Source organism: Psychrobacter sp. TB55-MNA-CIBAN-0194 (assembly GCF_040309505.1).
Classification (GTDB): Bacteria; Pseudomonadota; Gammaproteobacteria; order Pseudomonadales; family Moraxellaceae; genus Psychrobacter; species Psychrobacter fozii.
On sequence record NZ_JBEOOW010000009.1, the window covers coordinates 153,102 to 170,462 of the forward strand.

The 17,361-nt window shown below is 42.0% G+C and carries 11 protein-coding genes and 1 tRNA gene; 1 reads left to right on the forward strand and 11 read right to left on the reverse strand.

The genetic code is table 11. The features are described 5' to 3' along the window. The first annotated feature begins 59 nt into the window (after positions 1–59). Positions 60–2,672 carry a penicillin-binding protein 1A gene (locus AAEY75_RS11660; RefSeq protein ID WP_352259662.1) on the forward strand — a complete coding sequence of 871 codons (2,613 nt, stop codon included), beginning with the start codon at positions 60–62 and terminating at the stop codon, positions 2,670–2,672. 167 nt (positions 2,673–2,839) lie between these two features. On the opposite strand, the gene AAEY75_RS11665 is transcribed toward AAEY75_RS11660, so the two are convergent. The 11 genes from AAEY75_RS11665 to AAEY75_RS11715 all read right to left on the reverse strand — a co-directional run. Beyond that, positions 2,840–3,367 (reverse strand): DUF6586 family protein, encoded by a 528-nt coding sequence (locus AAEY75_RS11665; protein ID WP_110924110.1) that lies wholly within the window; start codon positions 3,365–3,367, stop codon positions 2,840–2,842. 380 nt (positions 3,368–3,747) lie between these two features. Further along, the gene (rpoC, locus tag AAEY75_RS11670; RefSeq protein ID WP_352259663.1) at positions 3,748–7,965 is read right to left on the reverse strand and encodes a DNA-directed RNA polymerase subunit beta'; all 4,218 of its coding nucleotides are present in this window, start codon (positions 7,963–7,965) and stop codon (positions 3,748–3,750) included. A gap of 188 nt (positions 7,966–8,153) precedes the next feature. Further along, on the reverse strand, positions 8,154–12,272 hold the full coding sequence (gene rpoB / locus AAEY75_RS11675) for a DNA-directed RNA polymerase subunit beta (protein WP_352259664.1): 4,119 nt from the start codon (positions 12,270–12,272) through the stop codon (positions 8,154–8,156). 706 nt (positions 12,273–12,978) lie between these two features. Next, positions 12,979–13,350: a 50S ribosomal protein L7/L12 gene (gene rplL, locus AAEY75_RS11680; protein WP_011514491.1), complete on the reverse strand. Its 372-nt coding sequence runs from the start codon at positions 13,348–13,350 to the stop codon at positions 12,979–12,981. A 126-nt stretch (positions 13,351–13,476) separates the two neighbouring features. After that, positions 13,477–14,004 carry a 50S ribosomal protein L10 gene (gene rplJ, locus AAEY75_RS11685; protein WP_110924113.1) on the reverse strand — a complete coding sequence of 176 codons (528 nt, stop codon included), beginning with the start codon at positions 14,002–14,004 and terminating at the stop codon, positions 13,477–13,479. Between the two features lie 432 nt (positions 14,005–14,436). Next, positions 14,437–15,138, reverse strand: coding sequence for a 50S ribosomal protein L1 (gene rplA / locus AAEY75_RS11690; RefSeq protein WP_110924114.1), 702 nt, complete (start codon positions 15,136–15,138; stop codon positions 14,437–14,439). Beyond that, positions 15,139–15,570: a 50S ribosomal protein L11 gene (gene rplK / locus AAEY75_RS11695; protein WP_110924115.1), complete on the reverse strand. Its 432-nt coding sequence runs from the start codon at positions 15,568–15,570 to the stop codon at positions 15,139–15,141. It lies immediately after the preceding gene. Between the two features lie 90 nt (positions 15,571–15,660). Next, the gene (nusG, locus tag AAEY75_RS11700; protein WP_110924116.1) at positions 15,661–16,191 is read right to left on the reverse strand and encodes a transcription termination/antitermination protein NusG; all 531 of its coding nucleotides are present in this window, start codon (positions 16,189–16,191) and stop codon (positions 15,661–15,663) included. A gap of 94 nt (positions 16,192–16,285) precedes the next feature. Further along, complete coding sequence (gene secE / locus AAEY75_RS11705; RefSeq protein ID WP_352259665.1) at positions 16,286–16,771, reverse strand: preprotein translocase subunit SecE; 486 nt, start codon at positions 16,769–16,771, stop codon at positions 16,286–16,288. Between the two features lie 51 nt (positions 16,772–16,822). Continuing rightward, positions 16,823–16,898: transfer RNA gene (locus AAEY75_RS11710), tRNA-Trp, on the reverse strand. 376 nt (positions 16,899–17,274) lie between these two features. Beyond that, on the reverse strand, positions 17,275–17,361 hold an 87-nt coding region (locus AAEY75_RS11715), incomplete at its 5' end, for an EF-Tu C-terminal domain-related protein (RefSeq protein ID WP_502944405.1).

The window sequence follows — 17,361 nt, forward strand, 5'->3', positions numbered from 1 at the left end:
CTATTTTGTTCAAGGTATAATACATTATCTGTTGCAAATTTTAATTGATAAGTCTTCTTATGATCAAAAAAAATGCTACCGCCCGACTCATTCATTTTTTGGTAGGGCTTTTTGTCGCCTGTTTAGCATTAGCCGTTATCTTAGCCCTTGCTGTGCCTATCGGTTTTTACGGTATGGCAATGTATTTATCGCCAACGTTGCCGAGTACTCAAGAAATCAAGACGGCAAAATTAGAGATGCCACTACAAATATATAGTAGTGATAACAAACTAATTGGTCAGTATGGCAATCGCTTATCGCTGCCGATTACTTTCGAAGATATTCCTGAAGATCTCACTCATGCTTTTCTTGCAGCAGAAGATGCCTCTTTTTTTCAACATAGTGGTATTAGCATCAAAGGCTTAGGACGTGCTGTGACTGAAGCAGTCACCGACGATAATAGTCAAACAGGTGGCTCTACCATCACAATGCAAGTCGCCAAAAACTACTTTTTAAGTTCAGAGCGTACTTTAAATCGTAAGTTAACTGAATTATTCTTAGCGCGTAAGATTGAAGATGAGCTAAGTAAGAATGACATTCTGACACTTTATGTCAACAAAATCTATTTAGGTGAAGGTGCCTACGGTGTCCGTGCCGCTGCTAAAAAATATTATAGTAAATCACTAGAAAATCTCACTATTGCTGAGACGGCAATGTTAGCTGGTCTGCCAAAAGCACCTTCTAAATACAACCCTGTGGCCAATCCTGAACGTGCATTAACTCGCCGTAACTGGATTATCGGGCGCATGCATGAGTTAGGTTATATTACTAAAGTACAGCGTGATGAAGCGATTGCCTCTCCTATTGGTATTAACCTTTATAAAGAGAAGCTGGACGTCAATATGCCCTATTTGGCAGAAATGACGCGCTCTACTTTAGTTCAACGCTACGGCAAACAAGTCATGCAAAGTGGTTGGCGTGTGCGTCTTACGGTTGATAGTAAAGCACAAACAGATGCGGAAGCGGCAGTACTCAAAGGTCTCGTTGCTTACGATCATCGTCATGGGTGGCGAGGTGCTGAAGCGAATGATGAGCCTTTGGAAAACTTCCGTCGCTATAGCAATATGTCCCCCGCCAAAGTAACCAAGGTAAACTCTCGTAGTTTTGATGCCGTCATGCCTTCAGGTGAGAATGTAACCATTAATTGGTCAGGCATGCGCTGGGCAAGTAAATACATCTCTGCTAATCGTATTGGCTATGCTCCTAGCAATGCCAGCCAAATAGTCAATAAGAACGATATTATTCGCCTGATTCCAACCAGTAATGGCAATTGGCAGCTGGCACAAGTACCTAAAATACAAAGTAGTCTCGTTTCATTGAATCCAGCGACTGGTGCCGTTAATGCCTTAGTGGGTGGCTTCGATTTTAATCACAGCAAGTTTAACCGAGCTTTACAAGGTTGGCGTCAACCAGGCTCAACGATTAAACCACTTGTCTATACAGCGGCTCTAGAAAAAGGCTATCGTCCTGATACTATTGTTTCAGATAGTCCTATTCAAGTCGGTGAATGGAAACCTAAAAACTCTGATCAACGCTTCTTGGGTGATATCACTCTACGCCGTGGCCTTTATTTGTCTCGTAACTTAGTATCTATTCGTCTATTACAAGCCATTGGTATCGCAGATACCCGCAGTCTATTAGATCAGTTCGGCCTTGATAAAGAGAAACTCCCAACCACTTTATCGTTAGCACTGGGTGCAGGGCAAGCAACACCTCTACAGATGGCAACTGCCTATGCAACTTTTGCCAATGGTGGCCATCGCGTACAACCCTATTTCATCGAACAAATTTATAATTATAGTAATAACCTATTATTTCAGGCGAACCCACAACAAGCATGTGCCAAATGCTTCAATAAAGATCTCGAAAAGCGTAATAAAGAGTCAATCGAAAATTATAATCAGTCGATTGAAGATGAGAGCAAATCGGCCAACAGCGAAGTAATTGTTGCAGAACAAGATGTAGAAGATACTGAACAAAATGATAAAGCCATCGACTTAAGTGTCTATGATGCTAGCCCACAAGCGGATCGTTTAAAAGCACCTGCGGTTCAGTATGGATTGGCCAAACAAGCTCCTCGAATATTGAAACCAAGAGTTGCTTTTGATATGGCAGATATTTTGCGTGACGTTGTTCAGCGTGGTACAGCAGTACGTGCAAAAGCACTAGGACGCGATGATATTGGTGGAAAAACAGGTACTACTAACGATGCTAAAGATGCTTGGTTTGCAGGCTTCCACCCTACCAATGCAACGGTTGTATGGATGGGCTTTGATCAACCAACAACTATGGGTCGTCACGAATACGGTGGTGTAGCAGCATTACCTGTTTGGATGGACTTTATGAGAGCCCAGCTTAAAGATACGCCTCGTCAGTGGGTGCCTAATGATAAAGGTTTTACATCTACCAGACAAAAGAAAAAAACGGCAAGAACCAGTAAGGCTGACGACAATACATCTGAGAAACCAGTTTCTACGCAAACACAACAGCGGACGCAATTGTCACCTGAACCTGCTGCAGAATCAAATAACTCACAGACCTCAAGAACCGAAAGTCGCCGTAATAATGATGTCGTACCGCAAAATCCACTATCAGTAACGCCAGTTGAAACGCTTCCACCGATGCCAGAATAAACTATCTAAAATATTAACTGATGTTGAATATAAAAAAAGCCTGTTTAGTATTTACTAAACAGGCTTTTTTATGTCTTGAGGCTATAAAAATGTTGTTCCGCTTCACGAGGGTTATCAGTCAGCTTTTCTATCAACACTAAACTTACACCACCCTATTGGTAGATTTTCTAAAACTCAACCATTCCAGCACGAAGCTGTTCAATCAGCTCTAAAAACTGCTGACGCCATTCGCGTATCGTCGATTCATCTGGTAACCATTGGTTCGATAAAGTAACCACATTAACAATAAGATCTGACGACTGCTTCGTGTCGTTGCTTAATTGTTCATCAACAACTGTATCTGGTGGTACCGCATAAAGACAGCGCTGATAAGCACGCTCTATATTGGCCAAAAATCCTTGCTGCTGTAACTGCTGCAGACGCTGAATTTCAGGAGATACTTGCGTACTTTCACTCAAGGCTTGTTCGATATCTGATAATGTTGGTGCTGGCATATTCAAATTATAGAAATAACCAAGCTCTTGAGTAAATGCAAGAAAAGCCCCGTATAGATGAAAAATAGCGGTCTCACAATGTGCTTGATATAACTGCTTATCGTTGGTACTTCCTGCTGACTGGCAAGATAGACGGCAAAAATAAAGTTTTTGGTTGGTTCGATCAGCTTGATACTTGGCAACGCGGGTTTTACCTGCCATTTTCTACTTATCCTTATATTAATCATAAATATGACCAGTGAAAAGAGACACCACTTATGATATGACTTCTTGAGTGTACTACTATAGTCAAAGAACTCTAAAATGGGTACAAGGCAGCCGACTGCAGATTGTACAAGTAGTACATCTATGGAGGGTAACGCCGTAGCGATTTAGTAGTTCACCGACTATAACTGGAGCAATCTTGCTAGAAAGTATATCAGCTAAAAAATAGCGGCGCTATATTAAGACTTATTAGCTTACTAGATATAGCATTAGGCCAATTATTCTCATTGCTTTGCTTATCTATAAACGTAAAAAAGCCAGCAACTTAGGCTGGCTTTTTTATTAAGCTAAGAGTGAATCAAAAATGTCTAATACTATTAGTTATCTTGGTTCAGCTCTTGTGCAAAGGCTTCATCAAAGCTAGCAAAGTCTTTACTATCAGTGCTAGCAGTCATGTCAAACGCTGCATTAAGATCTTTATCTTGTAGCTTTTGATCTGCTTTCTCTTTACGTGCTTTATGATAAGCAAGACCAGTACCTGCAGGAATCAAGCGACCAACAACCACGTTTTCTTTCAGGCCACGCAACTCATCCACTTTACCAGTAACGGCTGCTGCAGTTAGTACACGTGTCGTTTCCTGGAATGACGCAGCTGAGATAAAGCTTTCTGTTGCCAGACTTGCTTTAGTGATACCTAGCAACTGACGCTCAAACTGTACTGGGAATTTATCTTCCGCTTCCAGTTTTTCATTCAATGCTTTGATATCAGCATACTCTGCTTGATCACCTTTGAAGTGGTTTGAATCGCCACCGTCAGTGATTTCAACTTTACGCAACATCTGGCGAATGATAACTTCGATGTGTTTATCGTTGATTTTTACACCCTGCAGACGATAAACGTCCTGTACTTCGTTAACGATATAATCAGCAAGTGCCGTTTGTCCTTTCAGACGCAAGATATCGTGCGGGTTTTGTGGACCATCAGCGATAACTTCACCACGTGCTACTGTCTCGTTTTCAAAGACGTTGATTTGACGCCATTTCGGGATTAGCTCTTCATGAATCTCACCATCTTCATTGGTGATGATGAAGCGATTCTTACCTTTAGTCTCTTTACCAAAGCTTACGACACCTGTCATTTCTGCCATGATCGCATGGTCTTTTGGACGACGTGCTTCGAATAGATCCGCAACACGTGGTAGACCACCGGTAATATCTTTAGTTCCTGATGATGCTTGTGGCACACGACCTAGGATCGAACCAGCTGCTACTTTTTCACCATCGCTAACGCGAATGATAGTTTCAGCAGGTAGGAAGTAAACTACTTCTTTACCTTCATCAGTATTCAAGATAATAGCAGGACGTAAGTCTTTTGCTGAGCTTGAACGGTCACGAGTAGCTAGAATCTCAAATGAGCTCATACCAGTCGCATCATCAACTTTCACTGTTGCAGTCATACCATCAGTAATGTCACTGAAGCGTGCTGTACCAGCAAATTCTGTGATAATTGGATGCGTGTGCGGATCCCATTTAGCGATGGTCTGACCGCCTTCAACCTGATCTTCGTGTTTCACAAGAACGCTAGAACCGTAAGGTACTTTATAACGTTCACGCTCACGGCCAAGATCATCAGTCAATGCAATTTCAGCTGAACGCGATACGATAACCAAATGGCCATCTGTATGTTGAACCGTTTTCATGTTTTCGAAATGCGCTTGACCAGCATTACGTACAGAGATGCTGTTGTCCACAGATGCAGAGCTTGCTGCCCCACCTACGTGGAAAGTACGCATGGTTAACTGAGTACCAGGCTCACCGATAGACTGTGCAGCCATAACACCAACTGACTCGCCGATATTCACTTTATGACCACGAGCCAAATCACGGCCATAGCACTGTGAACAAACGCCGTGCTCAACATTACAGGTAATAACTGAGCGTACCCAAATATCATCGATAGCGTTTTCGTCAAGCACATTAACCCAATGCTCATCGATCAACGTACCTGCTGGAATCAATACTTTATCAGCATCATCGTTATAATTGACATCACGTGCAGTGACACGACCAAGTACTAGCTCACCCAACTTCTCAATGATTTCGCCACCTTGAATATGTGGTTTCATGAGCAAGCCTTGCTCAGTACCACAGTCATCAGTGGTGATAACCAAATCTTGTGCCACATCAACCAAACGACGAGTCAGGTAACCTGAGTTAGCCGTTTTCAATGCCGTATCCGCTAGACCTTTACGTGCACCGTGAGTTGAGATGAAATACTGTAGTACGGTCAAACCTTCACGGAAGTTAGCTTTAATCGGTGTCTCAATAATTGAGCCATCCGGCTTAGCCATCAAACCACGCATACCAGCCAACTGACGAATCTGTGCCGCACTACCACGAGCACCAGAGTCTGACATGATAAAGATAGAGTTGAACGATTTCTGCTCTTCTTCTTCACCTTTGGCATTCAAGATTTTATCAGTTGCCAAGTTATCCATCATCGCCTTAGCGACTTTATCATTGGTACGTGACCAGATATCAACTACTTTGTTATAAGGCTCACCAGCAGTTACAAAGCCTTGCTCGAATTGATCTTCAATTTCGCGAACTTCGCCTTCTGCTACTTCGATGATTTGCTTCTTCAGTGGTGGGATGACCATGTCATCGATACCAATAGATACGCCAGACAATGTCGCTTGAGCAAAACCAAGATACATCAATTGGTCAGCAAACATGACACTTTCTTTAACGCCTACTTTACGGTAGCAAGAGTTAATCAGACGAGAGATGTTTTTCTTCGTCATTTCTTGGTTACATTCATCAAACGTCATACCTTTAGGCATGATGTTCCAGATAAGTAAACGACCAGCAACCGTATCTTTGATACTGATTTCTTTGGTTTGGTTACCCTCTTCATCAATATGTGTCTCAGTGACACGTACTTTGATTTTAGCGTTTACATGTAGATCGTTTGAACCAATCGCACGCAATGCTTCATTGACGGTAGCAAAAACCATGCTCTCGCCTTTAGCATTGATAGACGAGCGACTGATGTAATACAAGCCCAATACAACATCCTGTGATGGTACGATGATTGGATCACCGTTCGCAGGTGACAAGATGTTGTTGGTAGACATCATTAGCGCACGTGATTCTAACTGTGCTTCTAGCGTCAATGGCACGTGAACGGCCATTTGGTCACCATCAAAATCAGCATTGAATGCGGTACAAACGAGCGGATGCAATTGAATTGCTTTACCTTCGATTAGTACTGGCTCAAATGCCTGTAGACCCAAACGGTGAAGTGTTGGTGCACGGTTAAGAAGTACTGGATGCTCACGGATAACCATGGCCAGCATATCCCACACTTGTGGCTCTTCACGCTCTACCATCTTTTTGGCAGCTTTAATCGTTGTTGCCAAACCATGAGACAATAACTTGTTATAAGTAAATGGCTTGAATAGTTCAAGTGCCATTTTCTTCGGTAGACCACACTGATGTAGACGTAGTGTTGGACCTACAACGATAACCGAACGACCAGAATAATCGACACGCTTACCAAGTAAGTTTTGACGGAAACGACCTTGCTTACCTTTGATCATATCTGCCAAAGATTTCAATGGACGCTTGTTACTACCAGTGATTGCACGACCGCGACGACCGTTATCTAACAATGCATCAACTGATTCTTGCAACATACGTTTTTCGTTACGTACGATGATATCAGGTGCACTAAGCTCAAGCAGACGCTTTAGACGGTTGTTACGGTTGATGACACGGCGATACAAATCGTTTAGATCCGAAGTCGCAAAACGGCCACCTTCTAGTGGTACTAGTGGGCGCAAATCTGGTGGTAGTACTGGTAAGATGTTCATTACCATCCACTCAGGCTTGTTATTAGAATCACGGAATGCTTCTAATAGCTTAAGGCGCTTAGACATCTTTTTAAGCTTAGTCTCAGAACCTGTTTGCGGAATTGCTTCACGCAACTCATCAATCTCGATATCTAAATCGATATCTTTTAATAGGTCTTGAACGGCTTCAGCACCCATTTTAGCAGTGAATTCATCACCAAACTCTTCAAGGGCTTTGAAGTAATCTTCATCATCAAGCAACTGATATCTTTCTAAGCTAGTTAGACCAGGCTCAGTGACGATATAGCTTTCAAAATATAGAACGCGTTCGATATCACGTAGCGTCATGTCTAACAATAGACCAATGCGGCTTGGTAATGATTTTAAGAACCAAATATGCGCAACTGGGCTAGCCAAGTCGATGTGACCCATACGGTCACGACGAACTTTAGCAGTCGTAACTTCTACGCCACATTTTTCACAGATAACGCCTTGGAACTTACGGCGCTTATATTTACCACATAAGCACTCAAAATCTTTTACTGGGCCAAAGATTTTGGCACAAAAAAGACCGTCACGTTCAGGCTTGAACGTGCGATAGTTAATAGTTTCAGGCTTTTTCACTTCGCCATGTGACCATGACTTGATGACGTCAGGTGAGGCTAAAGTAATTTGAATGCTATCAAACTCTTGGTTACCGTTGCCGGTAGGGCTTTGCATGATATCGAGTAAATCTTTCAAGTTGCTTCTCCGTTATCTTTATAATCATCTGATAGCGTATAGTTGACGCAAATAAGATGAATGAAGGCAATGAATAGGGTTGAGACAAATCACTAAAAGCAGCAGCTATGCGCGTACTGCTTTTAGATTGACCACTAAGGATAATAATTAACTGAAGCTATGTTAAAGGTAGCCTCAGCCAGCCGTGCTTAATGGGTTTGCTTTAACTCAATATTAATACCCAATGATTTGATTTCTTTGGTCAGTACGTTAAACGATTCAGGCATACCTGGATCCATATACTGCTCACCATCAACGATGTTTTTATACATACGTGTACGGCCTTCAACGTCATCCGACTTCACAGTCAGCATTTCCTGCAACGTGTAAGTCGCGCCATAAGCTTCTAGTGCCCAGACTTCCATCTCACCGAAGCGCTGACCACCAAACTGAGCTTTACCGCCCAATGGCTGCTGCGTAACTAGTGAGTAAGAACCGGTAGAACGTGCATGCATTTTGTCATCAACCAAATGGTTAAGTTTGAGCATGTACATATAACCAACGGTCACTTTACGGTCAAACTTCTGACCAGTACGACCATCATACAATGTCTGCTGACCATCACGGTCCATACCAGCAAGCTCTAGCAAGTCTTTGACTTGACTCTCTCTTGCACCATCAAACACTGCAGTACCCATTGGTACACCGCCGCGTAAGTTGTCTGATAGCGCCATGATGTCATCATCACTCAAGCTGTCAAGATCAACTTGCTCGCCGCCTACTTGGTTATAAATTTTGTCCAAGAAACCACGTAGCTCTTTGATCGCTGCTTGAGATTTGAGCATACCATCGATTTTCTCGCCCAACCCTTTGGCTGCCATACCCAAATGCGTCTCTAGAACCTGACCGATGTTCATACGAGATGGTACACCAAGCGGGTTCAATACGATGTCAACGGTATTACCATGTTCATCATAAGGCATGTCTTCGACTGGCATGATGCGTGATACGACACCTTTATTACCATGACGACCAGCCATTTTATCACCAGGCTGAATACGACGCTTAACCGCTAGATAAACTTTAACGATTTTTTGGACACCATGTTGTAAGTCATCGCCGGCGGTCAATTTACGTTTTTTCTCAGCAAATTTAACATCGATGTCTTTTTGCTTATCAACTAAGTACTCAGCGATTTGCGTTAGACGCTCAGAAATTTCTTCTTCAACTGGCTGAATATCAAGCAAGGTCTCAAGGCTCATATCTTTCATATCAGCCAAGGCCATAACCGTACCAGCTTTCAGACCAGAACCACCACTGACTTTTTGGCCATCTAATAGATTACCAATACGACCACGTGCTGCTTCTTCGAAGATACGTAGCTCTTCTTTTAAATCTTTACGATAGCTATCAAGCTGTGATTTTTCAATCGCTTTTGCACGTGCATCTTTCTCGACACCATCACGAGTAAAGACTTGTACGTCGATAACCGTACCTTTGCTTGATGTTGGAACACGTAAAGACGTGTCTTTTACATCAGCTGCTTTTTCACCAAAGATAGCCCGGAGCAATTTCTCTTCTGGCGTTAGTTGTGTTTCACCTTTTGGCGTCACTTTACCAACTAGGATATCACCAGCGTCAACTTCAGCACCGATATAGACGATACCTGCTTCGTCAAGACTTGATAATGCCGCTTCACCAACGTTTGGAATATCAGCAGTAATCTCTTCTGTACCCAATTTGGTATCACGCGCCACACACGTCAATTCTTGAATATGGATAGTGGTGAAACGATCTTCTTTAACCACTTTCTCAGATAGCAAGATTGAATCTTCGAAGTTGTAACCATTCCACGGCATAAATGCGATGCGGATGTTCTGACCTAGTGCTAGCTCACCAAGATCCGTTGACGGACCATCAGCCAAGATATCACCCAAAGCAATCTCATCACCTTGGTTAACGATGATACGTTGGTTGATACAAGTATTTTGGTTAGAGCGCGTGTATTTGACTAAGTTATAAATATCGATACCCGCTTCACCAGCAGTCATCTCGTCTTCGTTTACACGAACAACGATACGTGATGCATCAACATCTTCAATCACACCGCCACGCTTAGCGATCACACAAACACCAGAATCACGAGCAACATAGCGCTCCATGCCAGTACCTACTAACGGCTTATCAGCACGTAGCGTAGGAACAGCCTGACGCTGCATGTTCGAACCCATCAAGGCACGGTTAGCATCATCATGCTCTAGGAACGGAATCAAACCTGCTGCTACCGATACTACCTGACTTGGCGACACATCCATATGCGTCACTTTTTCTGGCGGCATACGGACGAATTCACCATAGCTACGCACACTGACCATCTCGTCACTTAGTGCGCCATCTTCAGTCAATGGTGAATCAGCCTGTGCAATGACAGTACCGACTTCTTCAATGGCTGATAGATATTCAATGATATCCGTTACTTTACCGTCAACCACACGGCGATATGGCGTTTCTAAGAAGCCAAAGCTGTTGGTTTTAGCAAATGTTGCCAATGAGTTGATAAGACCAATGTTTGGACCTTCAGGAGTCTCAATCGGGCATACACGGCCATAATGGGTATCATGTACGTCACGTACTTCAAAGCCTGCACGTTCACGAGTCAGACCACCGGGTCCTAGTGCTGATACACGGCGTTTATGGGTAACTTCAGACAACGGGTTGTTCTGATCCATAAACTGTGACAACTGGCTTGAACCAAAGAACTCTTTAACCGCAGCCGCTACTGGCTTTGAGTTAATCAAATCTTGTGGTGACAAGTTATCAGATTCCGCTGAGCTCAAACGCTCTTTGACCGCACGCTCTACACGTACTAGACCAACACGGAACTGGTTTTCTGCCATTTCGCCGACTGAACGAATACGACGGTTACCTAAGTGATCGATATCATCTACTTCACCGCGACCGTTACGAATCTCAATCAATTCTTTTAATACATTCACGATGTCAGCATTGGTCAAAACACTACGTGCGCGCTGAATATCTGGATCATCTGTATTATCAAATTCTAACCCTAGACGACGGTTGAACTTCATGCGGCCAACGTTTGACAAGTCATAACGATCTGCATTGAAGAACATGCTTTCGAACAGTTTTTCAGCAGTTTCGACCGTTGGTGGCTCACCTGGACGCATTACTTTATAGATTTCGATCAATGCTTCTTCACGGCTTGATGTGCTATCAGCACGTAGCGTGTCAGCAATATAACTACCCTGATCGATATCGTTAGTGAATAGAATGCTGAATTCTTTGATAGATTCACTGGCTTCAAACGCGCTCAACTTAACCAATAATTCATGGTCAATTAAGGTGTTAGCACGAGCAATAACTTCATCATTAACCACGATATCTTCAGCTAAGATACGCTCATATAAGTATTCATCAGGTACAGCAATCTTCGTCATACCAGCTTCTTCTAGCTGACGGATACGACGTGCATTGATACGTTTGCCCTGCTCTACGATGACGTCACCTTCAGGCGACACGATATCAAACTGAGCCATCTCACCGCGCAAGCGATCAGCAACCAGATCAATCTCAAACGTCTCTTCGCCTTTATACACAGCTACTTTATCAAAGAAAAGATCTAAGATTTCAGAAGTGGTCAGACCTAGTGCACGTAGAATGATTGACGCAAGTAGCTTACGACGACGGTCAATACGAGCAAATACTAAATCTTTTGCATCAAATTCAAAATCTAACCATGAACCACGGTAAGGAATAATACGTGCGTTATAAAGCACTTTACCACTTGAATGCGACTTACCTTTATCATGGTCAAAGAATACACCAGGTGAACGATGTAGCTGTGATACGATAACACGCTCTGTACCATTGATAATAAAGGTACCGTTAGCAGTCATTAATGGCATTTCGCCCATATAGACGCTTTGCTCACGGATATCTTTGATCGCAGCTTTGCTGTCTTTATCTTTGCTATCTTTGTCTTTGATGATCAAGCGGATTTTGACACGCATAGGCGCAGCAAATGTTGAACCACGTAAGATACACTCACGCTCATCAAATTCAGGCGTGCCTAAATAGTACTCAACAAATTGTAACTCAGCATTACCAGAGTGACTCTCAATTGGGAAAATAGAGGAATACGCAGCTTGCAAACCAGTATTCTCACGAGCTTTTGGCTTTTTGTGCTCTTGCAAAAATTGCTCGTAAGAATCTACTTGAATAGACAATAAGTAGGGAATGTCCATCACAGTGGGCAATTCAGCAAAACTTTTGCGAATACGCTTTTTTTCAGTATAAGAATATGCCATCGAGAGTCCTTACAGTAAACGTGGAAACAAATTAAAATCGAGGCCATGATGCATAGATATTATGTATCTTGGCGACGTAAACGATAATATAAAACGGGTGTTCATGTTCAGTTCATGTCTTTTGGTCAACTACTACTTTACTAATCAATACTTATTTAGCACACTTCATTCAATCTTGGAATTGGTGTCTAGGTCAGTCTATATGCCTACTCAAACTGACAATTTCAATATCATATAATCTACAATACATTGCCCTTATGGCTCAATTTACAAATACATTTAAAATATCTTGTACTGCGGTTTAAAATTCATCATCAAAACTGTTATCGTCGCTGATATATACCGTCTACGAGCCTACATACTGACAGTAAAATCATTCTATATGGATAACCTAAGATCAATAGCTTTTCAGAAATAACAATAATCGGGGTAACTATAACTTTCAGAATCAGTATAAACTATAGTGTTAATAGGAAAGCATGCAGACACAAAAAAATGCCAAACATCTACGGACGTTTAGCTCATATTAACTGATTTTAATAACTGGCATGTGTGCTTGCATGTATATCGTCTGTCCTTTTGATGGGTATCCACCGTGTTGTTGCATACGTATGTTGGCAGACACAAAAGGTCAAGCTACGAATTATAGTAAAAAAAAGCTGGCAATGCAAGGCATTACCAGCTTTTTTTCGTACAGCTGCTAAACTTATTTTAGTTCAACAGTTGCGCCAGCTTCTTCAAGTTTCTTTTTCAACTCTTCAGCTTCAGCTTTGTTAACGCCTTCTTTGATTGGAGCTGGAGCGCTTTCAACCAAATCTTTCGCTTCTTTCAGGCCAAGACCAGTAGCTTCACGTACGGCTTTAATTACGCCAACTTTCTTCTCGCCAAAGCTGGCAAGAACTACGTCAAACTCGTCTTTTTCTTCAGCAGCAGCAGCAGCAGGGCCAGCAGCAGCAGGTGCAGCAGCAACAGCAGCTGTTACGCCGAATTTTTCTTCCATAGCGCTGATTAATTCAACGATATCCATTACTGACATTTCAGCGATTGCGTTTAACACATCATCTTTAGATAGTGCCATGAGAACTCTCCGTTATCTGATAAAAATTAATTGATTTTAATATCGCTTGGATTGCTTGCCAAATTTTCAAATAGTGTTGGCAATATAATGCAATCAACGATTTCAAAGTTACGTTAAAACAAGCAATTAAGCAGCTTCTTTTGCGTCTTTGATTGCTGCGACAGTGCGAACGAACTTGCCAGGAACTGCGTTCATAGTCTGGACAAGCTTGGTCACTGGTGCATTCATAGTAGCCATCAAGATAGAGAGTGCTTCGTCGCGAGTTGGTAGCTTCGATACGCGCTCTAGCTCTTCTGGACCATAAACAACACCACCAACTGATACCAATTTGGTCTCTAAAGCTTTGTTTTCTTTGCTGAAGTCGAAAACGACTCTAGCAGCAGAACCCAAGTCTTCCATAGAGAAAGCCAAAAGTAGTGGACCAGTCATACGGTCTGACATGCTCTCAAACTTAGTGCCTTCAAAAGCGCGTCTTGCTAGTGTATTTTTTACCACTTTCAAAACAACGCCTTTTTCACGGGCTTGTTCGCGTAGCTTAGTAAGCTTTGCAACACCAATACCATGATATTCGGCAGCTACTGCTGAGTAAGCATTAGCAGCAACTTCAGACACTTCAGCCACAACTTGTTGTTTTTGCTCTAGCGTTAATGCCATAAGTTGACTCCTTTAATCTTATCAATCTGCTCAGTATTTTAATTCTTAAAAACCGAAGTTTTCAATTATTAAACGACTAAATTAGACTGACTTGATACGACACGTTACTTCTAAACTCTATAGCAATAGATTTTATTAGTAACGACTGATTACGGCACCGTTATCAGAATGACATCAAGTGATAGATTGAACTATCGGCTCTTATCAACAACTGGGTGGATCACCGTCTGCGTAGGACAACTGAGATTTTCATCTGTAGTCGATTAAAAAAAGCAGCTTGTTATCATATTTAACCATTCGAAAATTGCTATCTATGACGCTAAACCACTCTCTACCTACGGTCTTAGACAGCGTAGCATATGCTACGCTGACCTAATTTTTTAGAATTTATTTGTACTCATTATTCAAAATATTTGAAGAGTGAATACTTAATTATTTAGCAGTGCGATAAGGAACAGCATCAATAGTGATACCTGGACCCATAGTGCTAGACAAGGTGATTTTCTTAATGAAAGTACCTTTAGAAGTAGCAGGCTTAGCACGTTTTAGATCTGTGATTAATGCTTCAGCATTTTGAATAACTTGCTCAGCAGTGAAACCAACTTGACCAATAGTAGTATGAATAATACCTGCTTTGTCTACACGATACTGTGCTTGACCAGCTTTAGCATTTTTCACAGCTTCAGCAACGTTTGGCGTTACTGTACCAACTTTCGGGTTAGGCATTAGGCCACGTGGACCTAGGATAGTACCTAATTGACCAACAACACGCATTGCATCAGGAGCAGCAATAACGATATCAAAGTCCATATTACCGGCTTTGATTGATTCTGCTAGGTCTTCAAAACCAACGATGTCAGCACCAGCTTCTTTAGCGGCTTCAGCAGCAGCGCCTTGAGCGAATACAGCAACGCGTTTGGTTTTACCAGTACCAGCAGGTAGGTTGGTAGCGCCACGAACCACTTGATCAGATTTACGTGGGTCAACGCCCAAGTTTACTGCGATATCAATAGACTCTTTGAATTTTAGCGCAGGCAAATCATTTAAGATTTGAACGGCTTCTTCCATAGTGTATTGCTTTTCGTTATCAACACGGCTTTGAATTTCTTTTTGACGTTTAGTTAGCTTGCTCATTTACACACCCTCCACGGTAATACCCATTGAACGTGCAGTACCAGCGATGGTACGAACAGCAGCGTCAAGGTCAGCTGCAGTTAGATCTTTATCTTTGGTCTTAACGATTTCTTCTAACTGTGCACGGTCAACTTTACCGACTTTAGCAGTGTTAGGTGTACCTGAACCTTTAGCAACACCAGCAGCCTTACGTAGTAAGTATGAAGCTGGTGGTGACTTCATGATGAAGGTAAAAGACTTATCGCTGTATACAGTGATCTCAGTAGGAATCGGTAGACCCGGCTCTTGGTTTGAGGTCGCAGCGTTAAATTCTTTACAGAACGCCATGATGTTCACGCCTTTTTGACCCAATGCTGGACCAATCGGTGGTGAAGGATTTGCTTTGCCTGCAGGCACTTGCAGTTTGATGTAACCATCAATCTTCTTAGCCATGATACTCTCCTAAATGGGTAATAACGCTAAATCAACATGCTATATAAGCTTATTGACTAAAAGCTCCCCGGTTGATGAATTTTTGTGGGTTTAGTCTAGCTTCTCAACTTTACTAAACTCAAGCTCAACCTGAGTCGGTCGATTAAATACGTTTACTGTCAAATGTAGTTTAGACTTTTCGTAATCGACTTTTTCCACCATACCTTTAAAGTCAGTGAATGGACCGTCGATAACCAATAATTCTTCGCCCGGCTCAAATAGCGTTTTAGGACGTGGATCGGTTTCAGTCTGATTCAAACGATTCAAGATACGATCTGCTTCTACTTGCGTAATCGGCGCTGGTGTTTCAGGCGTACCGCCGATGAAACCCATAATGCGTGGACACTCTTTAACGATGTGCCAAGTATTGTCATTCATTTCCATTTGGATCAAAACATATCCTGGAAAGAATTTACGCTCACTCTTACGCTTTTTGCCGTCTTTCATTTCGACGACTTCTTCAGTAGGAACTAATACGTCACCGAATGATTCAGCGAAGTCACTACGATTGATACGATCAGTTAATGAACGCTGTACTTGCTTTTCATATCCTGAAAACGCTTGGACAATATACCAACGCATGTCACGCTCCTAATCGTTATAAGTAAAATGTTGAGTTACAATGTTTAAGTTAGAGCAAATCGTAATACACGATAGTGTGCTTAACTTCAAACATTTAACCGATAAATATGCCAACGAACCAATTGAAAAAATTATCTAACAGCCAAACAAAAAGCCCAGCAATACCAATCACGACAATAACTTGCCATGTGTATTGAAAGGTTTCGTCTTTACCTGGCCATGTTACTCGGCGTAGCTCAACAGCGGCATCTTTTAATAATATTTTAAAAGCGCGGCCTTGATGCGTTAATGCCAAGCATACTAATGCAAATACAATAAGAGCGACAATGATACTAATACGTACCCAAACATCATTGGCAGGTTGCCAATAGCCAGGTAAATACTGGTTGACCAGAGTCCCGCTAATTAAAACTGCTGCAGCAAGTAGCCACAAAATCAAATCTTTGATTGAGCCAGTCTTAGCAACTTCAACAGCAGAAGTATTGACCGCTGAGATGTGCTTATCTTTAGACAGCATTCCACCAGCAACCGCCTTGGCATCAGATAACTTAGTCTCGAGGTTATCTTGATTATTGCTCATAAAGAACTCGCTTCGGAGATGGTGGGGTACAACAAAGATGTGATAAGAAGATGGCAGGCGATGTAGGACTCGAACCTACAACCCTCGGTTTTGGAGACCGATGCTCTACCAATTGAGCCAATCGCCTATGGGTGTAAAGGACAGCATTATACAATATTGAGCATAAAATGCAAGCCTTTAGCGGTAAAATTGTTACTTTTACCTAGTTTTCTCTTATCTAGCATACCTACTCTATTAACTAGCCGTTTAATTAGGCTGATAATGTGAGTACCTGATAAGAAGCTGCGTTAATATATCAAGCTATACTGCAGATTACAATAGTCTAGAATAGAAATAAATTAATTCTGCATGCAATCGATTCTATCTAGAATTTCAATCCTATGATAGCTATGTTCATATATGACTACCACAGTAGTTTTCTTTACTTATAAACATCCATAAAAAAAGCCGTTCTCAATAAAGAGAACGGCTTTTGACTAACGAGTTAAATACTAGGATAAGTATTAAACGTTAACGTTAGCAACAACACCAGCACCTACAGTACGGCCGCCTTCACGAATAGCGAAGCGAAGACCTTTGTCCATAGCGAT